General features: G+C 46.0%; 18 protein-coding genes and 1 pseudogene. 5 read left to right on the top strand and 14 right to left on the bottom strand.

The window, feature by feature from the left end; genetic code table 11:
• Positions 1-88: 88 nt before the first annotated feature.
• From MHI55_RS16560 to MHI55_RS16535, 6 genes are all read right to left on the bottom strand, one after another.
• The gene (locus MHI55_RS16560; RefSeq protein ID WP_076253163.1) at positions 89-736 is read right to left on the bottom strand and encodes a response regulator transcription factor; all 648 of its coding nucleotides are present in this window, start codon (positions 734-736) and stop codon (positions 89-91) included.
• On the bottom strand, positions 733-1956 hold the full coding sequence (locus MHI55_RS16555; RefSeq protein ID WP_076253162.1) for a sensor histidine kinase: 1224 nt from the start codon (positions 1954-1956) through the stop codon (positions 733-735). Before MHI55_RS16555 ends, MHI55_RS16560 begins: the two co-directional genes overlap by 4 nt.
• Positions 1957-2228: 272 nt before the next feature.
• Entirely contained in the window at positions 2229-3845 is a 1617-nt protein-coding gene (locus MHI55_RS16550; RefSeq protein WP_083684768.1) for a glycoside hydrolase family 43 protein, read from the bottom strand.
• A gap of 62 nt (positions 3846-3907) precedes the next feature.
• Positions 3908-5884, bottom strand: a complete 1977-nt coding sequence (locus MHI55_RS16545) for a YjhG/YagF family D-xylonate dehydratase (protein WP_076253161.1) — start codon at positions 5882-5884, stop codon at positions 3908-3910.
• Positions 5885-5900: 16 nt separating this feature from the next.
• Positions 5901-7367, bottom strand: coding sequence for an alpha-ketoglutaric semialdehyde dehydrogenase GucD (gucD, locus tag MHI55_RS16540; RefSeq protein WP_036671416.1), 1467 nt, complete (start codon positions 7365-7367; stop codon positions 5901-5903).
• Between the two features lie 21 nt (positions 7368-7388).
• Positions 7389-8264, bottom strand: a complete 876-nt coding sequence (locus tag MHI55_RS16535; RefSeq protein WP_076253160.1) for a fumarylacetoacetate hydrolase family protein — start codon at positions 8262-8264, stop codon at positions 7389-7391.
• Positions 8265-8480: 216 nt separating this feature from the next.
• Between MHI55_RS16535 and MHI55_RS16530 the strand changes: the two genes are divergently transcribed.
• Entirely contained in the window at positions 8481-9395 is a 915-nt protein-coding gene (locus MHI55_RS16530; RefSeq protein ID WP_076253159.1) for an AraC family transcriptional regulator, read from the top strand.
• A 122-nt stretch (positions 9396-9517) separates the two neighbouring features.
• Here the strand turns inward: MHI55_RS16530 and MHI55_RS16525 are convergent, their stop codons facing one another.
• On the bottom strand, positions 9518-10939 hold the full coding sequence (locus MHI55_RS16525) for a family 43 glycosylhydrolase (RefSeq protein ID WP_076253158.1): 1422 nt from the start codon (positions 10937-10939) through the stop codon (positions 9518-9520).
• A 135-nt stretch (positions 10940-11074) separates the two neighbouring features.
• Here MHI55_RS16525 and MHI55_RS16520 point away from each other — a divergent pair, with 135 nt between their 5' ends.
• A complete protein-coding gene (locus tag MHI55_RS16520; RefSeq protein WP_076253157.1) occupies positions 11075-11884 on the top strand; it encodes an AraC family transcriptional regulator in 810 nt (269 codons plus the stop codon).
• A 316-nt stretch (positions 11885-12200) separates the two neighbouring features.
• On the opposite strand, the gene MHI55_RS16515 is transcribed toward MHI55_RS16520, so the two are convergent.
• The 5 genes from MHI55_RS16515 to MHI55_RS16495 form a co-directional block, all read right to left on the bottom strand.
• Positions 12201-13373 (bottom strand): MFS transporter, encoded by a 1173-nt coding sequence (locus tag MHI55_RS16515; RefSeq protein ID WP_076253156.1) that lies wholly within the window; start codon positions 13371-13373, stop codon positions 12201-12203.
• Positions 13374-13412: 39 nt separating this feature from the next.
• Positions 13413-14231, bottom strand: coding sequence for a helix-turn-helix domain-containing protein (locus MHI55_RS16510; RefSeq protein WP_076253155.1), 819 nt, complete (start codon positions 14229-14231; stop codon positions 13413-13415).
• Positions 14232-14485: 254 nt separating this feature from the next.
• Positions 14486-16942, bottom strand: a complete 2457-nt coding sequence (locus MHI55_RS16505) for an FAD-dependent oxidoreductase (protein ID WP_076253154.1) — start codon at positions 16940-16942, stop codon at positions 14486-14488.
• Positions 16939-17253, bottom strand: coding sequence for a metalloregulator ArsR/SmtB family transcription factor (locus MHI55_RS16500; protein ID WP_036615511.1), 315 nt, complete (start codon positions 17251-17253; stop codon positions 16939-16941). Before MHI55_RS16500 ends, MHI55_RS16505 begins: the two co-directional genes overlap by 4 nt.
• Before the next feature lie 231 nt (positions 17254-17484).
• On the bottom strand, positions 17485-19299 hold the full coding sequence (locus MHI55_RS16495) for a family 43 glycosylhydrolase (RefSeq protein ID WP_076253153.1): 1815 nt from the start codon (positions 19297-19299) through the stop codon (positions 17485-17487).
• A 352-nt stretch (positions 19300-19651) separates the two neighbouring features.
• On the opposite strand from MHI55_RS16495, the gene MHI55_RS16490 reads away from it, so the two are divergent.
• A complete protein-coding gene (locus tag MHI55_RS16490; protein WP_076253152.1) occupies positions 19652-21016 on the top strand; it encodes an alkaline phosphatase in 1365 nt (454 codons plus the stop codon).
• 26 nt (positions 21017-21042) lie between these two features.
• Here the strand turns inward: MHI55_RS16490 and MHI55_RS16485 are convergent.
• Positions 21043-21189, bottom strand: a pseudogene (locus MHI55_RS16485) (hypothetical protein); the annotation flags it as partial.
• A gap of 163 nt (positions 21190-21352) precedes the next feature.
• Between MHI55_RS16485 and MHI55_RS16480 the strand changes: the two are divergent.
• Both MHI55_RS16480 and MHI55_RS16475 read left to right on the top strand, forming a co-directional pair.
• Positions 21353-21793 (top strand): CBO0543 family protein, encoded by a 441-nt coding sequence (locus tag MHI55_RS16480; RefSeq protein WP_076253151.1) that lies wholly within the window; start codon positions 21353-21355, stop codon positions 21791-21793.
• 106 nt (positions 21794-21899) lie between these two features.
• Positions 21900-22370 carry a ferritin-like domain-containing protein gene (locus MHI55_RS16475; RefSeq protein WP_076253150.1) on the top strand — a complete coding sequence of 157 codons (471 nt, stop codon included), beginning with the start codon at positions 21900-21902 and terminating at the stop codon, positions 22368-22370.
• Between the two features lie 128 nt (positions 22371-22498).
• Here the strand turns inward: MHI55_RS16475 and MHI55_RS16470 are convergent, their stop codons facing one another.
• Positions 22499-23386, bottom strand: a complete 888-nt coding sequence (locus MHI55_RS16470) for a cation diffusion facilitator family transporter (RefSeq protein ID WP_076253149.1) — start codon at positions 23384-23386, stop codon at positions 22499-22501.
• Positions 23387-23714: the final 328 nt, after the last annotated feature.

The raw sequence follows: 23714 nt of genomic DNA, 5'->3' as shown, positions 1-23714 counted from the left end.
AACTATCATAAACGGAGGAGAAAAATAAAAAATCGTACAAAAGGGCAAGTCCCCAGTGTACGATCGGGCAAATCTATGAAATGTTAGATTATAAATGCAATATTCCACGCTCCACCGCGACGGCGACGGCCTGCGGTCTCGAATCCACACCCAATTTATTGTAGATACTCGTTAAATGAGTCTTTACAGTCCGTTCGGATATGCCCATATCAAAGCCGATTTCTTTACTTCGAGAGCCACGGGCAATTGCTTGAAGCACGATTAGCTCTTTGTCTGTGAGAGATATCCTCGTCGAGGATGATTCTTTCGCCTTTTCTGATGTCTTGTGAGCAAATACTTTCTCGCTGATCTCCGGAAGTAGCAACGTTTCTCCCCGCATCGCTGCATCAATCGAACGAAATATCATCTCTCTTCCCGTGTCCTTTAGCAAATACCCTTTAGCACCTAAAGCCAGCCCGCGGATCATCATTTCATCCTCGTTATATGTAGTCAAAATAATGATCGGTATATCCATTCCTTTAGCTCTGAGCGCTGTCATGGTATCAAGGCCACCCATTTCAGGCATGTTTAGATCCAATAGAATAATGTCCGGCTTGTAAGTATCTACCCATCGAATCGCTTCCATACCGTTAGATGCTTCTGCAACTACCTCGTACCTTTGATTGGTTTCCAGGATCAGCTTAAGTCCCTCCCGAACGACGAAATGGTCGTCCACGATAAGAATCTTGATTGTCATACGTTGGTTTCCTCCTGTTGTAATGGGATGCGAACAGAAACTTGGGTTCCTTGCTTTCCGCTTTCAATTTCGATCTCCCCGCCCATAATTCGGGTTCGTTCATATAAGCCAATTAGACCATAACTACCGCATTGTTTCTCGATGAGGTTGGTATCGAACCCTATTCCGTCATCCGTTATGCTTAGCTCGATTTCGTTTTCCCGCGCAGCAACCACGACTTCTACATTCGTAGCATTAGCATATTTAGCTGTATTGGCCAAGCATTCTCGGATGATATGTAAGCTATGTTCGAAGATCAACTTCGGCACCACCAGATGGGGCATCGATAACCGAGTGACAATACGAATCCCTGTCATTTGTGAGAAATGTTCAGCCTCTTCCTTCACCGCTTTAGAAATATTTATGACCTCTGCAGAATACGAACGCAAGTCGTCAATTGCGCTTCTCGCTTCTGAAAGCGTGCGCTTGGCTTGGGCTTTTGACAACTGAACAATCTCGTGGGCACGGTGGTTATTATCATTTTCTAAATGCGCATCTACGGCATCAAGCTGCATGATGAGACCTGCCAGCCCTTGTGCCAAGGTATCATGTAAATCACGGGCCATCCTTTGACGTTCATTGGCAATCGTTAGCTCCTCAACTTTCCTGTGCGCTCGTTCCAACTCACGTAAAAACGACTGGGTCCGCAATTTGGCACGAACTTGTTTATAGAACAAAGCAGCATAGCCGATTACGAAAAACATGATGAAGAAGAGCGATGGTACTGTAGATGGCAAATCCTCGGTAGTCCCGAGCCAAACCAGGGAGACAGAAAACAAGGTACAGTAAAAGGTACATACCAGAAGCACCTTCATCCGTTGAGCGTATACGCCAATACTCTGACCGGCCAAAGCCGTCAATAGACTTACAAAAATGAGAGAATGAGCATTAGGCATGAATAACGCACACCCCCAGACAATACATCCTTGTGTCACAAAATAAATCCAGGGTCTTCGATCGACAACGTATCCTGCATACCAATGCAGCAGAACGTGAACCAGAATGAGAGCTGTAAACATCATAAATTCAAACCATGTGGGCAACATCGGTAGCTGGGAGTACAATGCAGAAAAATAAATCAGAATACCCCAGATCAAAGCAGGCAGACGAGAATCACGCAGAACATTTTGAATATCAGATCGGGAGCTTGTATACGGTTTGTCTTTCGAATAATCACTCATGCTTGATCACCTCTATCAAGTACTATCTCAAAACAATCTCTCTAAACACAAAAAAAACGGTACATTACTGTACCGATCATTGACTCACTCCATCTATGTTAATGTACGAAGTGTCTCGAAGTCCAGCCCCAGCAGAATCGTCACAATTCCACGCAGCCTTACCGCCCCGCACTATCCCATCATCCATTTCTTCTGTGAGCATGTATTCCTCTATTCTGCTGCTATACTACCCAATTTCATTTCATGGTCCTCTGCTCCTTCCAAAAAGACCGTCACATGTTTTCCAATACACCAGCTGCATGCTTTGTTTCTTTATATTTAAAGTAATCAAAATCGGCATGTTTTCGGGTTCCACCTAGATCCTGCACACAAAGACCGATATAGGTTCCCGTAAACCGGATATACTCCGGAGATTCATCGGACAGATGTGTGATATCAACCCACTCGCCTGCTGTATTCCAGGATGAATCACTATTTAACGAATAATAAAAGCGGGCGCGATCTTGATCCACCACAGCCTTTAAACGGAGCGTGCTCACCGAATCTAGCGGAATATCCTCCAGCAGTTCGTCGTATACCCCGTATTTGGACTGAATAATCCCCAGGCAGTGCTCTTTCTCTTCATGATAAGTTACACGTAAGTAGAGATAGTCCTGGGTATCGTAGTACAAAATCAATCCTGCCATTTGCTGTGGATGGTCCGGCGCAAATTCCAGACACGTCTCGGCTTCACACTCCAAGGCCTGAAGTCTCCGTGCGATCATGCTTTGCCTGTGCGTTGAACTCATCGACTCCATGCCGTGCAAGCGTAAGTAACCGGGGCGTTCCGTCAAGCTGAGCCAAGTCGAATCGGGTGGAATGCGAAGTGTATTCCAATCATGCCGAAGCTCAAAGTGATCGAAATGATCCATTTCAACAATCGGCTCAAACGGATGGGACTGGTTCATCGGTGCAGGCACCTGAACCTCCGGATATCGGTCACCGCTCGCAAGTCTCAGCCAGCCGTCCTCACTCCACGTACATGGCTGAAGTGCGGTCTCACGTCCAAGAATGCAATATTTGTGCTGAACGGGTCGTCCGACCAGATGAGCCATGTACCATTCGCCGGTATGCGTTTCGACCAGACTACCGTGGCCTGCCTTTTGCAGAGCTAAATCCGGTCTGCCGTATGAAGTGAGGATCGGATTGGCAGGATCGACCTCATAAGGACCTTGTAACGTACGGGAACGTGCTGAGGTAACCGCATGCTCATAACCGGTTCCACCTTCAGCCGTAATGAGATAATAATAGTCGTTGTGTTTATACAGGTGGGGTGCTTCGGTCAGGCCTAATTCTGTTCCCTTAAATATGTTAACGGCCGGTCCGATCAGCTTATGTTCCTGGACGGAATATTCCTGAAGAACGATGCCTGCAAACCGATTTTTGCCCTTACGATGATCCCATATCATATTGACCAGCCACTTACGCCCGTCTTCATCATGAAACAGGGAAGGATCAAAACCGCTGCTGTTCAGATACACCGGATCGGACCAAGGGCCCTCGATATCCGTTGCTGTCACAAGGTAATTGTGGGTATCTTTAAAAGCGCCTACCCGGCTTTTAACATCGGTGTAGATCAGGTAAAACACACCGTTGTCGTAACTAAGACAGGGTGCCCATACGCCTCCGGAATTAATGTTGCCCTCCATGTTCAACTGCGTTACACGAGTCAGCGGAGAAGCGATGGGTCGCCAATGAACCAGATCCCGAGAATGGTGAATCCGTACACCAGGGAACCATTCAAAGGTGGAAGTAGCGATATAATAATCCTCCCCTGCTCGGCAGATGGACGGATCGGGATGGAAACCGGGAAGGATGGGATTGGTGATCATTTTCTGGATCTTATTCATGGAAGAAACCTCCGGTATGAAAGTGATGATCTGTACAACAACAGATATAAGAAAGGTGGATATCAGTACCAGCCTAGCGCTTTTTTGCCGGCTTCCAGGGCGGTTATGATCCGCTCGACATCATATACATTCCCTCTCCAAGTCCCACCGCTGACCGATTGCAATGCAGCCCAGAGCTTTGTATCATCCGGCAAAGCTTCATCAGGTCTCATATCCGGATGGAAGGGCCTTTGTGCCAGGATGAGAGCACCTTCTTCCGGCGAAAACGCCAGCTCTCCTTCTCCGACAAAGTTAATGCTACCCTCCAGTGTGTTACGATCAACCTCGATGTCAATCAGGTCTCCGTTCCGCAGCTTGCCAATCGGTCCGCCTGCCAGCGCTTCGGGGCCAACATGACCAATACACGCTCCGGTGGAAACACCGGAGAACCGGGCATCCGTAATCAGTGACACGTATTTGCCAAAAGGCAAATGTTTAAGCGCAGATGTAAGCTGGTACGTCTCCTCCATCCCGGTTCCCGATGGACCTCGCCCGAGAAGCACAACAACGTCGCCAGCCAGAATACCTCCGGTCTTAATCGCATGGATCGCCTCACGTTCGGTGGTAAACACCTTTGCTCTGCCACGATGACGGTATACGCCATGCTCATCCAGCACAGCAGGATCAATAGAGGTGGATTTGATGACAGAACCTTCTGGAGCGATATTCCCGGTTGGAAATGTTACAGTCGATGAGATTCCAAGCCGCTGAGCGTGTTCTACACTCATGATGACACTGTCCGGATCGATGCCGTCCTGCTCTTTTAACTGCTTCCGCATGAGATGACGGCGTTCCGACGATTCCCACCAGTCCAGTACCTGACCCAATGAAGTACCTGTAACCGTTGGTACAGACTCATCCAACAGACCAAGCTGTCTGAGGTGTAGCATGACCTCCGGTACACCTCCTGCCTGAAAGACACGTATGGTCGGATAAAAGATCGGTCCGTTTGGCAGGGCACTAACCAGCCGCGGAACATTTTTGTTGACCTGTATCCAGTCCTGTACCGTGGGTACGGTTAAACCCGCTGCATGGGCAATCGCCGGTATGTGAAGAAGCAGATTGGTCGATCCTCCAAACGCAGCATGGACGGTCATCGCATTGCGAATGGATGCATCCGTGACGATGTCTGCCATCCTCATCCCCTGAGACTCCATATGGATGAGTGCACGTGACGATTGGCGCGCCATTTCAAACCAGATCGGCTGCCCGGAAGGTGCAAGCGCGGCATGTGGCACTGTCATACCCATTGCCTCGGCTACAACCTGGGCTGTAGCCGCGGTACCTAGAAACTGACAGCCTCCTCCCGGTGTAGCACAAGCTCGGCATCCTAAATCCGACGCCATTTCCAGAGAAAGTTCCCCGTTGACGTACCGTGCACCGATGGTCTGAATTTTACCGGCGTCCTCTCCATCGGTAGGCGGAAGTGTGACGCCACCGGGAACGATTACGCCAGGCAATTGCGGCATGCCGGCAAGCGCGAGCATCATCGCTGGAAGGCCTTTGTCACAAGTGGCGACACCAAGCACGCCTTTACGTGTTGGCAGCGAGCGAATCAGTCTGCGAAATACCATAGCGGCATCGTTCCGGTACGGAAGCGAGTCAAACATGCCGGTTGTCCCCTGAGATCTGCCGTCACACGGATCGCTGACATATCCAGCAAACGGGATTCCTCCCCGGCTTGACAGTTCTTCTGCGGCAGCCTTCATCAGCAGGCCGACCTCCCAGTGACCCGTATGGTAACCGAGTGCTGCCGGGCTGCCATCTTCATTGCGTATGCCACCTTGCGTACTTAAGATCAGATATTGTTTTCCGTTCAATTCCCCGGGCTTCCAGCCCATTCCAACATTCTGGGACATGCCAAACAAGTCGCCGCTTGGAGCATTCCGCAGCAAATCATCCGTTAAAGGCAGACGTCCGGCAGCCCCTGGAGCATGTGCTATGATATCGAAGCAGTTGGACGCGGTCTCTCCCATAATCGACGTAATCTGTTCGTACATGATAGCCTCCCACAGTTTATGACTTCACAAAGACCGTTTTGATGGCCGTGAAAAACTCGATAGCCGCTTGCCCCTGTTCTCTGGAGTGTGAACTTGACATCTTCATTCCGCCAAACGGAGCCTGCAGCTCTACGCCGGCTGTTTCTGCATTAATTCTGACCAGTCCTGCATCCATGTCCCGGATGAAAGACAACATGGCTCCGACGTTCTGTGTATAGATGGAAGCACTCAAGCCATAATCGCTATCATTAGCCGCTTCGATGGCTTCCTCCAGGGAATCTACCGCAATCAAGGCCAGAACCGGGCCAAAAATTTCTTCCCGGGCGATGGACATATGGGATTCGACCCCTTCAAATACGGTCGGCTGCACATAGAATCCCTCTTCTAATCCCGGACCGTCCCCTCTTTTTCCACCAGTGAGCAGAACGGCACCTTCATCTTGGCCTTTTTGAATATAACTCAGCACGGTATTGAGCTGTCCTTCGCTTGCACATGGACCCATCCAGCTTCCAGAAGACATGCCGTCACCCAGCCGAATTTCCTGGATTTGCGAGAGCAGCTTTTCTTTGAAGGCATCGTATACTTTTCGTTCAATAATGACCTTGCTGGTGGCCGTACATTTTTGCCCGGTCGATTTCAACCCACCGCTGATCGTGGCTTCCACAGCCAAATCCAGGTCAGCGTCAGCCGCGATAATAATCGGGTTTTTCCCACCCATTTCAAGTTGATACTTGGCCCCACGTGCCAGTGCTGCGCCGCCGACCCGTTTGCCCACTTCATTGGAACCTGTGAACGTTATTCCGCCCACATCCGGATGCTCAGCAAGTGCAGATCCGATCACTGAGCCTCTGCCGCATACCAGATTAAGAACGCCTGCCGGAATGCCCGCCTCTTCAAAACACTCCATTACTTTAGCCGCAGTGACCGCAGTTTCCTGAGCAGGCTTCAACACAACCGTATTGCCGTAAATCAAGGCCGGAGCCGTTTTCCAAATCGGAATGGCTACCGGGAAATTCCAAGGAGCAATAACCCCAACAACGCCAAGGGGTACGCGAGTCGTAAACATCAGTGCTTCGCTGTCCGTTGATGGAATGACATCCCCGGTTTTTCGCATGCCTTCTCCGGCGTAATACCTTAAGATTGCTACACCGCGCAGTGTCTCTCCTTTAGCTTCTGGGAGTGTTTTGCCCATTTCCCTGGTCATCGCCTCTGCAACTTCATCGGCCCGGCGTTCCAGCACATTGGCTGCTTGAAATAGATAGTTTCCGCGTTCCGCGCCCGATAACCTCCGCCAATCTTTTGCTGCTTCCTTCGCGGCTGCAACAGCCCGGTTCAGATCCTCTACGCCTGAGGTGGGTACGTAGCCAACTACCTCCTTCCGATTCGCCGGGTTGATGCTCGGTTCGGTTTCACCGGATGTCGCCTTCACCCATTCTCCGTTAATGTAATTGCTGTATGTCTGCTCTACCTGAAATGTGGTCATTGCATTCATCCTCCTTGTACATTAGTTTGAAATGACTGGATTAATAAGTGTCCCGATATCGCTAATGGATATTTCAATGCGGTCCCCGGGTGCAAGTGTAAAATCATTGGGTGGCACGATGCTTGTGCCTGTTAATAACACCGTACCGTCAAAGAGATCGTTATCTCTGGCCAGAAAAGAGACCAGCTCATCGAGTTTTCGGTTTAACTCACTTGTGCTTGCCTCGCTTTTGACAACTATTTCACCTTCGCGATATATTTCGCAGACGATGTTGAACGCATATGGATTTTGCACCGTTTCCGCTAGACGAATGGCTGGCCCTATCGAGCAGGAATTGCGCCACATTTTTGCTTGCGGTAGATACAGCGGATTCTCCCCTTCAATATCGCGGCAGCTCATGTCATTACCAACGATGTATCCCACAATGCTGCCATCCGCGGCAAGCACCAACCCCAGCTCAGGCTCCGGGATCTGCCAATTGGAATCGCTGCGAAGTGTGACAGCCTCATTGGGCCCGATGGTGCGGGCTGCTGTAGATTTAAAAAAGATCTCCGGTCTTTCGGCATCGTAAACTTTATCGTAAAAGGTCTTTGCATCCAGCTTGCCTTCCGTTGCTTCATAATTTCGCGCTTCCCGGCTGCGCTGATAAGTCACACCCGCGGCCCATACTTCCGGAGCTTCCAATGGAGTGAGTAGATGTAAGGAAGTCCAATCGTCAGTTAACTTGTTTAACGGTTTAAAAGCGCTTTCAACAAGTTGAACTGGAGAAATCCCCTGCTTTCTTGCTTGATAGATCAAAGTCATAAAATCTGCTTGTGGCAAACGATACGCTTGTTCATCATCCGTAACGGCTGCCAGCCACTTCTGTTGTCCGTCCAGAAATCGAATAATTCTCATTCAAGCTTGCCTCCATTTTTCCCCATCGGGTTGATAATACTACCATAGCACCCGCTATGGTTCATGACGATGTTCTAATCACTCCGACGATTTACCCTTTTCACGCATTTTTTTCTGTTAAGATGAGGTTAGATCCATTAAACTAAAGATAATTTACGAGGACAATCCGATGACAGGATGTTGGTATATAGAATAGTACAAGGGGGTTGGTTTGCTGTGACCAAGCTTTTGGATGCTGTGTATTTAGGGCGTCTGCCCGATGTTCGCATGTCTTTTCAATTATTGGGGCTGCATGCAAGAAAAGTAGATTCCAGCTGGACTTATCCGTCTCATGAACATTCAATGTATGAAGTGCACTGGATGATGGACGGGCAGATGAACATGGTTGTCAACGGGCAGTCTTATCGGCAGTCGGTTGGCGACCTTCTGTTCATCCGGCCTGGTATGACCCACTCTTGCACCGGAGCCGGACCAGAGGGGTTCACTTATTTTTCTGTGCATTTCAGCATACACGATACATCCTTTTGCAGAGAACTTAACCGTTGCAAAGACATCTATTATCCGGCAAATTCGAATTTGGCTCTGGGGCTCTCCCCTTCCCTGTCTACCTTGTATAGTTTGGCTACAGAGCATTTGTCTAGCTCGCTATCTTCCTCCAAACAAATGAAGGTACACGCCGCCGTGTTTGAACTGCTCGGTTCCCTGGTCGGTCAGTTATCTCAGCAAGCATCCGTTACGTTGTCGAGAAAAGAAACCATTGCCCATCAGATTGCTGAGCACATTGAGGATTCGGTAAGGTATATCCATCTTCACGGGGAAATTCAGGAGAGCGATCGAACCTGGATTCAGGACATTGCCAAATCGCTGAGCATAAGCCCGTCACAGGTTAATCGTATTTTTCGGGAGGTATACGGCATCGCTCCACGCAAGTTTCTATCCGAAACCCTTCTGAACGAAGCGCAGCGGCTGTTAAAGCAAACCGACTTGAACATAGACCATATTGCGATGATGCTGGGTTATAAGACCAATGCGCATTTCAGCCGCCAGTTCAAGCGGTGGACAGGCATCGCGCCAAGCGAATATCGCAGCCATTCGCAACAGGCCGGAGAAGCCAACGATGCGGATGACTAAAAGTTTAATCATAAAAAAACCAACTATCTGAGCCGCATAGGCTGATCGGTCAACAAAACAGCTACTGGATGACCAGCAGCTGCTTTGTTTTGTCTGGATTGCTTAGATCATGTGTTTGAGGATTACGCTAAAATAAATGATGCAAGGCTTGCACTTCCAGAACCTCTGTACGTAAAATACAAAGCTTGTATACCATCCGGAATGGTCATCTCGACTGAATAGGGTTTCCAATGATTGGTGAAATGTACCGGGATTGTACCCAGGACAGGACCGTCCCATGCGGTTTTGACCTCAAATACCCCGTGACAATATCCCCGTACCTTGATCGAGACCTGGCGAATTCCTCGGCAATCAAAGTATTTAAAACCTGCCGTTGCGGATTCAACCATATTGGCGATATATCCGACTTCTTCATCACCGTCTCTACCATCCTGGGTGATCTTTGGAAAGCGGCTGTCCAGCCAGGCTCCTGCTCCAAAACCTCCAGTGTACTTCTGATCATCTTTGGTCAAAAGATTACATGCAAGATATGCGGGGTACTCGCCTTTTCCTTCAAGCGGTCTCCCACTTGGACCAGAGGAGGTCATTTCCACCTGAGGAATGCTGCCGTCCTCTGCAAAAGATATCTTCTCAATACAGCCCTGCCGGTTGAATGCGTCCCCATTGGTATGACGGTGATAGAAGACATACCAGTCTCCGTTGATCTCCACAATGCTGCCATGGTTATTGCCTCCATAATACATGGGTTTGTCAGTAGGTTTGTAGGAGTCGATATGGAGATCACAGTTGCTTACGATGACGCCCTGATATGTAAATCCTTTATTTGGAAATCGACTGGTGGCATAACATAATTCATGCATAACGATAGAAGAATACACCAGATAGTAGGTATCACCTCTCTTCCGAATGGAAGGCGCCTCAAAAAATTCATGGCCCTCATAACCGCTGCCCTCACTGTAAGGCTCGCTCGGTGCTACGAATATGGGTTCTTCCACAATCGTCAGCATATCCGGACCTAGCATCGTGGCCATCGCGCCATGTCTTGATTGGTCTCCGGCCGCACAGAAGCCGGTATACAGATAAGTGTGCTGTCCTTCAGTCATCACGCCGGGATCGAACTGGGGCTCGTCCCCTTCTCTTTCACCCAGACGAGTGCCGTCGCCATATTGTACATAACCGTAGAATTCATATTTACCGGCAGGTGCATCACATACAGCCACCGAAACAACGGGTACCTTATCCAGCACATAATACAGATAATACCGCCCATCAGGACCCAGCGTAACATCTGGTGCATACAAGCACATATGGCCATTCGGATTCAACGGGTCATCTGTTTTTCGGTAGATCGCCCCTTCATTTCTCCAATTCCCCAGGTCATTCACGGGTGCAGACCAGCATACATAATCGTTCAGACAGAAGGCATGTCCGTTAAAACGGTCATGTGAACCATACACATACACTCTTTCATTGAATACATAAGGCTCACTATCAGGTACGTACTCCCAGGATGGAAGATATGGGTTGAACCCCTGCTTGTTCATTCCAGCTACACTCCTCATATAATTGTAATAGTACATTCGTTCTATGAAATAAAGATAACTCTCGTATAATAGAAAATAGCTTAAGTAGTGTATGGGTTATTCTTTTCTACAACTTAAATATAAAGGGGAAGAACCATGACATCTATTTTTTACGTTGAATGTGACGCGGTACATCAGAATCATTTTGTTTTTGATATCCCTGAAGGGCATGATGCCTGGTTATTAGTCATTACACAGACCCCTGCCCAGTTTTGGGTTGATGGACAACTTAAGGAATACCCGGCTCATTGTGCTGTACTTTTCAAACCGTATCAAAAAATATATTATCGGGCTTGTTCAGAGCGCTATATAAATGATTGGATTCGTTTTGAAAGTGATGAACCGTTTGTAACCGATACCTCCCTTCCGCCAGGCACACCTTTCCCACTGGATGATCCGGAATACTGTCATAAGCTGTTCCAATTGCTTGTTGCAGAGCATTCTTTTCAGAACGATTACCGGGAATCATCCATCAATTGTCTGCTGCGAACCTTGTTCAATAAATTGCTTGAGTCTTGTGTCCAAGAGGATATTAGTCCTCAGCACTATCCTCTGTTGAAGCTTCGAACGGCAATTCATAACCGTCCCAGCCATCCTTGGACAATATCAGAAATGGCGAAGATCATAAACGTCAGCCCGGGGTACCTGCAGTTGATGTACAAGAAATCGTTTGGCCTCTCGTGTATGGAGGATGTTATTCATAGCAGAATACGTTTGGCCAAAGAATATCTCAGACATCATTTGTATACGGTTGCAGAGATTGCCGATCGATGCGGTTACCGTAATGTCGAGCATTTTTGCAGGCAGTTCAAACAAATGACCGGTTCCTCGCCTAAACAGTTTCATAAACGACGTGAAGGTGTCCCGGCTGACTTAACAGATTTGGGATATAAATCTCACTTTTAAGGGGGATGTACTTAGATCTATGGAAAAATTCCCACTCTGTCCAATACGCGTTTACACATACCTTAGCCATCCAATCGGTATAAACGTCATCGAGGTTGTTAGCGTTCTCTGCTGTCATTTTAAGTTAAGGTTTTAGACTGTATGATGCAATGACATATTCTCAAGCATGATTGATCAATTATCATATTGTGATACGCAAATCACACGTGATTCTCGTTATAACCTTGTTATACACCAAAAAGATCTCTTGAGCAGTGAATGCTGAAGAGATCCTCTTTTTATTTTACTCATAAGCAAGAATTACCCATCACTGAAATTACACTGGATCTGGCGTTCCAGTCCTGCTTCTCGATTTCTTAAATAGTAAGATGGCAAGAAGTAAAGCAATGCTTACAGCTCCAAACCCCAACCAATTTAAGTACAGGACAGATGTACGACTGATCACAATCCCACCTAATCCAGATCCCAGTGCAAAACCAAATTGGATAAATGACGTATTTACGCTAAGGGCAATGTCGGGATTACGAGGTGCCAGTGTAACCAGATATAGTTGCTGGGCCGGAGATATGCTCCACGTTGCTAACATAAAAATCATTAAAACCAAGATTAACATGATAAGATTAACTCCAGCTAGAGCAAACAAAAGAAGAGTTACGCCTTGTAACAGAAGGCCTAGACAAATTGTAAACTTTGATCCCTTTGCATCTGCCAATTGTCCGCCCACTTTTGATCCGACAAAGCTGCAAATTCCCGCGAGAAACAGAACACCGCTTATCTCGGTCATAGAAAGAGTGGATGTAGCTTGCAAGAAAGGCGTAATATACGTGAACAGTGTCGAATAGCCGCCGATATACAATAATGTAATAAGCAAGGCAGTCAGAATGAGTGGATTTTTCAAAATGGAGAGCTGCATTCTGAGGGTGATCTTTTCTTCCTCTTTGATTGCCGGAACCTTTTTGTAGATAATAAGTAATGGAAGAACACTTAACAATCCAATGAATATAAATAGAACTCTCCATCCAAACATTTCACTAAAAAATGTGCCCAATGGGACACCGAGCACTAGCGAACTGCTTAGCCCCATCAAAATGATGCCGATGGCATTGCCCCTTTTTTCTTTTTCAACCAGTCGTGTCGATACGGCCATTGCTACTACGGTAGCCACTCCTCCGCTAGCCCCTTGAATAATTCGCACCCATAGTAAAGTTTCGTAAGAAAGGTCAACAAGCATAAGTCCGTTGCTGGCAATAAACACACTGAGGGCGGACAACAGTAACTTCTTGCGATCCATATTTATTGTAATTGCAATGAGAATCGGAGCGATAATGGCCGCTGCCAGAGCGAATACAGTCACCAGTAAACCCACTTCGGAAGTAGATACGCTCAAGTCTGAGGCGATCATTTCTATGACTCCTGTAATAATGTATTCAAGGGTTCCGATCAGAAAAACAGCCAATGCCAAGATATATATAATCCATTTATTTTTCACTTTAATCCACTCCGTCTTCTTCAGTTATCTATTCTTCAGTTATCTATTTAATATTGGAATTTGTATTTCTATAAACTGTACATCTTGTTCTTGAGATAAGGGTAAATATAATTCCCTACCAGCTCCGTTCTCCTTGATCTGATAGTTATTCTTCTCAATCCATGTAGCTAGATGAACACAGGCTTTACAGGCAAAGGTGGCATTGGAACGATAAGCTATGGTGGCCATCATGGGCTCGGCAGGAAGAGTCCGCAGTTGAAATGGGTCGGGAGGTGAGCGCAGATCACAGGTTAAGAAGTAACCTATTTCAAACTCGAACTCTTCCTCTTGTCCTGCGATTTCTTTCCACAAAACAACCTGAGGACCGTCAATCAGTTGGCGCATTTCTTTTGTTAATGACTGATCAAACTGACGAAATAAACTCGGGATCTCCTCTTCCCTCCCACACCCTGTCTGAAAAAGAAACTGCCGAGCACCCTCCTCTTTGATTAGAATTTCTTGTCCAGTTTCGACGTGCCCCTCTTCCTCTATAAGCTGCATGCGTTCCTCAATCCGGACGAGTTTGGCTTGTTCCGTATCGATAATCTGCTGAATTTCGCTTCTTTTTAGCTTAAACATGCCTTGAATATTCTCCAATGTAATATGCTCCTGTAACAGCTGTGTGATTTGTGGCAACGTGAACCCCAATTCTTTATAAATGAAGATTCGGTTAAGCTCGAGAAGCTGATCTGCGGAATAGTAACGGTAACCTGTATCGTGATCTACCTTTCTCGGCTTAAGTATGCCAATCTGGTCATAATAACGCAGTGTTTTTAATGAGACCCTACTTAGCCTGGAAAACGCACTGATTTTGAACAACATATCATCTCCAATCTTTTAACATAATGCGAGTATATAGTTTCCCGTACAGGGGAAAGTCAAGGGTGTATATGCTTCTCATTTGCCTAGCTAAATCAACCACCGTCCTTGTCATCACTCTATGTTGCTGTTAAATGTAAGTCAAAGAACCGTTTCTGAATGAAACGTTCATTTTTTTTGAACAAAAAAATGCCACTCATCGTGGCATTCTCTCGGTACGCATTCAATTATCCTGCTCAGCATTACTAATTTTTTTAAATAAACAGATTATGATTGGCTTGTGATGCTTGTCCAAGATAGTAACCTACGCCACCAATTTTGACTTGGTCTATTAATTCTTCACGCTGAATTCCCATTAAATCCATGGACATTTGGCAGGCAACGATCTCTACTCCTTGTGCAATTGCGCTCTCAATCAATTCCTCCAACGACGGCACATGATGTTTTTTCATCAAACCACGGATCATTTTCGGGCCTGCTCCAAGCATATTCATTTTAGACATGCCAAGCTTCTGGCTCCCGCGAGGTAACATCATATCAAACATACGGCCGATCATATTTTTGGATAACTTCTGCGACTGCTGCTTGCGAATAATACTCAATCCCCAAAAAGTGAAAAATAGGGTTACTTTCCGTCCACTGGCTGCTGCCCCATTTGCAATAATGAGTGAAGCGATCGCTTTGTCCAGATCACCACTAAAAACAACCATCGTGCTGGCAGGATCGCTGATTGGGGCATCGGATACGGGTTGTGCTGTATTTTTAGCAATGACAGACTCAATCGTACCGCCTTTCAGTCTTTCCAACTGCAAGATTGTGGAACCCGACATTGTCGCCCATGCTTTGACATCTTCATAGAATCCTGGATCGGAAGCTTTCACGCGAAGTGTTTCCCCGTTCGAGAGTTGATCCATTTTCTGCTTAACCTGAATTAGCGGACCAGGACAACTTAATCCGCACACGTTCAACTCATGATCAATACGTTGCGGCTGTGTTGAGTCAGTGGGAATAGACTCCTTTTCCACAGGTTCAGGACGGTCTTTTTTTGCAGCAGTAAATGTAGCAGGCTTAAACTGGGCTTGACGGTATGTTTTATAACCACCACTCAAGTTTTTTACACTAAAACCATGCTGACGCAAAATTTGCGAAGCAGTGTAACCACGTAAGCCGACTTGACAGTATAGCCAAATTTCTTTGGATGGGTCTAATTCATCTAAACGTTGACGAAGCTCATCAACTGGAATAGAGATTGAGTCCGGAATATGACCATTTTGATGCTCAATTTCACTGCGTACATCCAGAAGTATCGACCGCCCCGGCTGACGATCAGCCAGTTGATTATAGGTGTACGTCTGAACACGTCCGGTAATCATATTCTCTGCTGCATATCCAGCCATATTCACGGGATCTTTGGCAGACGAATAAGGAGGCGCGTAACACAGTTCAAGCTCTGTTAAATCCCGGACATGTCCTCCAAAATGAATGGCTACAGCAATATCATCAATTCGTTTATCCACTCCATCATAACCGACTGCTTGTGCGCCTAAAATTATGCCTTCAGGAGTAAACAGCAGTTTAAGAGTAATTGCGCTTGAACCCGGATAATACGATGCATGAGAAGCAGGGTGTACGATAACGGTTTGATAGTCCACGCCCAGGCGCTGTAGTGTTTTTTCATTACTGCCTGTCGTAGCTGCGGTCATTCCAAATACTTTGATAATGGACGTACCTTGTGTCCCTTTATAGGTAGAAGGAAGCCCTGCGATACGGTCGGCAACAATACGGCCTTGTTTGTTGGCAGGTCCGGCAAGTGGTATCGTTGCCTTCGTACCATGAATGGTTTCCGTTACTTCGATGGCATCTCCAACAGCATAGATATGTGGCACACTACTTTCCAAGGCTTCATTTACGATAATATGTCCACGTGCACCCAGCGAAACGCCGCTATCTTTCAAAAAATAGGTGTCCGGCGTTACGCCTATCGCAAGAATAACCATGTCAGCTGTCAACACATGACCATCGGCAAGTTCAACCCCTATGCCCTGCTCCAGGGAATGAAATCCCTGAACACGTTTGGAAAACAGCAGGTTTACACCATGATTCTCCATTTCCTGTGCTAATGCGGCTGCTAACTCGGTATCATAGGGTGTGAGTACTTGTGCGTTCCCCTCAATCAGCGTTACATCCAGACCAGCTTCCTTTAAATTCTCAGCCATTTCCACACCTATAAATCCACCGCCTATGACAATCGAAGACTTGTTGTTAGACGAACTTACTTGGTCTTTGATCCGATCAATATCTGGAATACTTCGTACGGTATAAATTAGCGGATTGTCCTTACCCGGCAGATCGGGAATGATCGGTTTTGCACCTGGTGACAATATCAACTCGTCATAACTTTCTTCATATGCACCGCGCTCCTGGGATTGTATCTTAACCACTCGCTTCTGCGAATCAATAGCTACGACCTCACTTCTTGTACGGACATCGATACGAAAGCGATCTGCCATCCCTTTTGGCGTTTGCACCAGCAGACGCTCTCGATCATCGATTGTGCCACCTATATAATAAGGTAAACCACAATTGGCAAATGAGATATAGGGTCCCTTCTCAAAGATAATAATCTCGGCATGTTCATCCAGACGGCGAAGGCGTGCAGCTGCAGATGCACCTCCAGCTACACCGCCAACAATGAGTACTCTTTTGCTCATGATTCACAATCATCCTTTTCAAATAAAGTTTTGATAATCTGTTCAACCCGTTGATCGGCAAGCACATAGTTCACTTCAAGACCATTCCGCTCCGTAGCAACAATACCTGCACTGCGAAGTTTCTGGAGGTGTTGTGAGACTGTTGATTGGGGAAGATCCAGACATTCCTGCATATAAGAAACATTACATTTTTTTTTCATCATCAGTCCCCGCACAATGCATAAACGAATGGGGTGAGACAAAGCTTTCAGCAGATTAGCTGGTTCATCGAACTGTTTAATGTTATTACTGTCAAAAGCGGGAGTGTTCAAAAGTATTCCTCCTAAATCGTTATATCGTAATAATACGATTTATTGATTCGCCTGTCAAATGTATTCTGGATTGAATGCGTTCAATAAGTCGCATACTCGCTCAACCCTACGGCTTTGCTTGTTCCAGGTGGATGATAAAAATGCCTGCCAAAACCGCTAAAAGCGACATTTGACAGGCATTCATGCTGTATCAAGCCTTCATTAAATAGCGATTCAATTGAATTGCTTATTTTAGAGTATAACAGGCTGAATCAGTCCGTCCTTACCAAAAAGAAGCGGGTCCATACATATTTCGCGGTGATAACCCTTTCCAGAGGAGAATCTGGATAGTGGCGTGACAAAACGGTGATAGGCAATCCGGTATTGAACTGTTTCGGAATCATTAAATATACAGTGATGCCCTGTGCCCAGCATGCCCTTCTCGACATTTTTGCTCAGGATTGGGTATCGATAGGTAATTGGACCGTATAACTGCTCTGCCGTACCGTAATTCACATGATAGTCTTCGCTGCCTGTATCATCACAGGACCACGTAAAGTGGTATAGTCCACCCTGCTTCAGCACGGTAACCGCCTCACGAAAATCATGCAAGCCCGCCAGATTGCTCATTGTGTCCTCAACGACACTTATCATGTCTTCACCAAGCTCCACAATGGCACCATGTCCATTGCCAAATAGCAGATACGGTCTTCCATCATCTTCGACATAGATGGAGGGATCAATAGCTTGGCCCATAGTAATGCCCAGACGTTTCAACTGCTCCATTGTGATTAAAGGCTGTGACTCGGCCAGGAATGGACCAATCGGTGTATCTGCTACAGCAACGCCGATGGCACTCTCGCCGTTCAGCATTTTGCCGCAGAAATAAAAATAGAACTTTTCGTTACGGTTGGCTATTGCCGGTGCCCAGGCATTACCGGTTGCCCAGGCGACATCCTCTGTTCCCAGATCAAGGATAACACCTTCATCTTGCCAATGCTTCAAGTCAGAAGAAGAAAACACTTTGAACTGTGTCCCCGACCACCCCTCGAAACCATCTGTTGTCGGATACATATAGTAACGATCCCCAAACTGTGCGACATCAGGATCGGCATATTGTCCGGGAAGCACCTGATGACCATCCCCAAAAGCCGCGAGAAGCCGGCTGCACTCCTCAGCTGTGATTGGCAGGACACTTCCATGCCGCTTTTGAGTCGTTCCCATATCGAATTCACCATCAGGGACGATTCGGAATTCTCCACTTCCCAGATCTGTAGTCAGCAGAGGAAGATAACCCTTGCCTTCAGCAAATCGATCAACAATCAGGCACCATTCCTCCCGGTCATTGAATTTAAAGATTTGAGGTCCCTCCACACCTGCCATAGCCTCCAGTACCGGAGCTTGAAGTGTAACAAATGCCCCTTTGTCGAGAGAGTCTCCTTTTTCTACCCGTATGTTTTTGGTTGTTTCATCCTTGGAGTATCGATAATAAGAGCCATCCGCAGGAAGAATCGTTGTATCAATAATATGATTATCCCGCTCAATGTATTTTTCTGATGCAGAAAACGTACGAAAGTCTTTTGTACGAGCGCTGTATATTTTTTGTTTTCGTTCTTGCTCCTGTGGTTCCTGCGTCGCAGAAGCCCAGAATACAAGAAACTCATCTGCCATTTCATCATACACAGCTTCTGGTGCCCAGACACATCCAGCGCCCTCAACACCTAGTGTAACGTTCCATGGGGATGACCAGTTTACGAGATTGCTGGATTCCCATACGATTACGTCAAGGCTCCCGGCATTAACGGCATGAGTCCATCCTTTGCCGCTTGCGATGCGGAGATCCGTAGCAATCAGATAAAATTTATTATCCTTGACTGAACGAACCAGAAACGGGTCCCGTACCCCCTTTTCTCCAAGGTCTGAAAACAGCACAGGTGAGCCGCCATTAAGATCCTTCCAGTGAAGGCCATCCTCGCTATAGGAGAAATAAACCTGCTCTCCGTCTGGTTGTTCGCCAATAAAATGTACAAAGAGATACCCATCATATTTTGGAGTTGTTTTGGTCAATGGTAAAGAGCCTCCTGAAAATGAAATTGATTTTATATTAACAGTAATATAAAAATGAAAGCGTTCTACTTATGTTGTATCATACTTCAAAAACAGTAGAATGAGTATATTTTTATAATCTCGTATGTTGCAGATCATGTGAATTTTTCGCCGGAAATATATTGCCCTGATTGGAATGTTTGACTTGCTCCTCCTGCAAAGAATTATCACATCCCCTTTATTTTGTTTATTTTACCTCTGGTAAACAAAGTTCTTGGTGTTCATTTACATATAAATGCTAATCTTCTTAATGATGAACAAATGAATATAGATTCATGCATTCATTTTTGTTGTTGAGATATTACGAGGAGGAATCATTGTGAAATTATCCAAAAGAGTATTACCAGCGGTAGCGCTGACTCTGGCTGTATCGGCTTCTACTCTCTTGTCTGCAGGACAAGCAAGTGCCGTTCAAGCTGTAAGTGTGGAGAAAAAACAAATCAAGAACATCATCTTCCTCATTGGGGATGGCATGGGGAGCTCTTATACTTCTGCCTACCGTTATATGAAAGATGATCCTTCGACAAAGGGCATGGATAAAACCGTATTCGACCCTTATCTGGTTGGAGCACAAATGACCTATCCGGATGATGATAAACAAAATGTAACGGATTCCGCTTCCGCAGCAACGGCCATGTCGGCGGGTGTGAAAACCTACAATGCGGCCATTGCGGTTGACCCTGAGCAGAAGGAGGTCAAAACCGTACTTGAGCAGGCAAAAGAAAACGGGAAAGCCACCGGACTCGTGGCTACGTCGGAGATCACTCATGCCACACCAGCTGCATTTGGTGCCCATGATATCAGTCGAAAAAATATGGATGCTATTGCGGACGATTATTATGATGAGTTGATTAATGGCAAGCATAAGGTGGATGTACTTCTGGGTGGAGGGAAATCCAATTTTGTACGCGAGGGTCGTGACCTGACGAAGGAGTTCCAGAAGGCCGGATTCAGCTATGTGACGGATCGTTCCTCTCTCCTCGCTGATAAGAATCAACAAGTTCTTGGACTGTTTGCGGACGGAGGTCTGGACAAGTTGATTGATCGTACTGCTGCAACTCCATCATTGGCTGAGATGACCAATACAGCGATTGATCGCCTCAGTTCGAACGACAAAGGATTCTTTCTAATGGTCGAAGGCAGCCAGATCGACTGGGCAGGACATGATAATGATATCGTTGGTGCGATGAGTGAAATGGATGATTTCGCAGCAGCATTTCAGGCAGCTATTGATTTTGCCAAAAAAGACGGTGAAACACTTGTCGTAGCTACTGCCGACCACTCCACAGGTGGACTTACGCTTGGAAAAGACGGAGAGTACAACTTCTTCGTAGACCCGATCAAAGCTGCACTGCGTACACCTGACTTCATGGCAGCACAAATTGCAAAAGGTGCTTCGGTTGAAGAAACACTGAAAAGTTATCTGAAACTGGAGTTGAAACCTGAAGAGATTCAATCGGTGAAAGAAGCAGCCCAAACTGCGGATGTAACAAAGATTGATAATGCTATTGAAGCGATTATTGATAACCGTTCATTTACCGGCTGGACAACAGGTGGACATACAGGTGAAGATGTTCCGGTCTATGCCTACGGTCCGGCAAGTCATCGCTTCGCCGGTTTGATCGACAACACAGATAATGCCAAGATCATATTTGATATTCTCAGCAAGCACCAATAATTCGACAATAATTCAATAGTTTAGGATCATCCCTTCTCTTCTTTCATCCGAAGAGAAGGGATTTTTTTCATAAAATCCTTATTGATATGCCACTCTACCTTTTTATGAACATCCTTAACCGTAGCCGTTCTATACTTTTCTTTTTTCATGACCGAAACTTGTCCATTCACTTCGAGTAAGGCGTACGCCTATTCCGAATTTGCTAATATGCATTATATCCCATGGAGTTGGTTACCTTATACAACACCACTTGTATTGAAGTGAGAAAAATCCGATAAATGCTGATGCGGCTTATAGTGAAACTACAGAAGTAACAAAGCTTTGGAGGAAAATGGCATGTTAGGAAACATTCTGTTGGGTATGGTCATTCCCATTATATTGGGTGTATGGATTCTGCGTCGGAACTTTACAATCCTTATTCTATATTATCCACTTGGTGTGGCTATTTCAGCATCCATCAACAATATCGGGTTTAATTACTTCTGGAATATTCTGCCGAATACTCATAATCAATCCTTGGCTGCTCTTCCAATGGATCTTGGAGTCTATCCGATCGCTGGTTGCCTGATGATGTATATGATTTCAGAAAAAGGCGCCAAGCCATGGTTGGCGATTCTTGTTGCATCATTGTCGCTGACATTAATCGAATGGGTTGCCAAAATAATGGGGCATGTCATTTATTTTAATGGATGGAACATTCTTTGGACCTTTTTGTCATACCTCCTGCCATTTGTTCTTGCTTATGGTTACAGTAAAATATTGAGGTATACCAAGTGAAGTTTTACTGAAGCTTTCCACTAATAAGGCAGGGCAGATGATATGGGTTAACGCTGATGGGCATACGTGCATATCTTAACTCATATTTGTCTTGGAGGGATTCGTAATGTATGTGGCATATCCGTATGGTTACAGGTACACTTTTACTCCGGTATGGGCAACATCATCAGCCGAAGCACTTGAATTAATCAAAACGGCTGTTCAAGGAGAAAGAAATGATGAGATATTCTATGATTCACTGATTCAGATGTCACCTGATGCCAATCAGGCTGCCATCATCACGAGCATCCGCAATGATGAACGCGGACATAATCAAATGTTCCGCCACATGTACAAGGATCTGACAGGTCAGGAGATTACGGGCGTAAGCAGTGAGCCGGTTGAGACGGTCACCTCTTATCTTGCCGGACTGCAAAAGGCGTTTCAGGGTGAATTGGCCGCCGTGGAAAAGTATAGAAAAATATGGTTTGGTCTCCCTTATGGCATATATAAAGACACGGTGTGGGGAATCATCCTGGACGAACAGAAACATGCGGATAAATATAACAATCTGATTACCTACAATTTGCCGAGATAGTCATGTATGGGATAAATAACGCGCGTATTCTTTTAGTGATGAACAATTGAAATCAGCAAAAAACCAGTGAATGAGTAAAGCTCACTGGTTTTTTTCCTTTGCTGAGTCTCTCTTATATAAACTTGCTATCAAATGCACTCTTCCAACGTATCAGGTTCCACATGAACGTGAACGGTGTATACGTCATGTTCCTCCATTAACTCGTTCTCTACGTCTGTACAGATATCGTGTGCTTGTTGAAGATCCAGCTCAGCATCAACTGTTATGACAACATCCACTACAACGTTATTGCCATAGTTCCGCGCTCTCACGTCTTTAACTGTCTCTACGCTGTCAATTCCGGCAATCGTTTTTTTGTACTCCTGAATCAGTTCAACATCAAAACCATCCGTCAGATGATGTGTGGCTTCCTTGAAAATGTCCCAAGCGGTCTTGCAGATCAGGAAACCTACGATGACAGCCGTTACAGGGTCCAGCCATGGGAGGCCGAACTGGGAACCCACGATCCCAATGACCGTACCGGTGCTCACCCAGGCATCGGAGATATTATCTCGAGCTGCAGCCATGACTGCCTGACTTTTAATACGAGTAGCAAGTCTCTTGTTATAGCGATAGACCAGATACATGATAACTGCGCAGAAAATGCCTGTGTACCCAGCGATGATATCCGGAGATTCATGTTTACCCTGAAACACAGAACCAATGGCTTGAAACAGTACTTGTAAACCTACTGCCATCATAATGAAAGAAGCAACAAGTGACGCAACGGTCTCTGCTCTCCAGTGACCATATGTATGATCTGTGTCGGCTGGGCGTTGGGCAAGCTTCAAACCGATCAGTACAGCTATTGAGGCCACAATATCGGTGGCATTGTTTAATCCATCCGCCTTGAGCGCTTCTGATCCGGCCATACTGCCAACGATCAGTTTTAATACGGTCAAACATATGTAGGCGATAATGCTGATGATAGCTCCGCGCTCCCCCAGCTTTAAATTATCGTATTTAAGTTGATCCACATGATATCCTCCTGCAATCTTCAATTCAAGCACGTGTATGATGGTACCATTGAAGATTTGTGTGGGTCTAGAGAAACGTTTTGAGTGTGACGAAACATAATCTGAACGCGGCAATTTTTTTACGAGCATCCAAAAAAGTTGGATTTGGCAAACTTAAGTGATTAATGGGTGGTAAGAGGAAGGTGGCCGACTGCCTTCCCTTGTAACCACACTTTCTTGCACTTGGACACAAAGAGCCAAATGGATCGTTTTGATCCACTCGGCTCTTTATGTTATTTTACAATAATTTGTATAACATCACTTACCGTTGTTCCACTTCCATTCATAA

Source organism: Paenibacillus sp. FSL E2-0151, from assembly GCF_037993015.1.
Taxonomy (GTDB): domain Bacteria; phylum Bacillota; class Bacilli; order Paenibacillales; family Paenibacillaceae; genus Paenibacillus; species Paenibacillus amylolyticus.
Note: the sequence above shows the minus strand (reverse complement) of the source record. Positions and strands in the feature narration are given on the sequence as shown.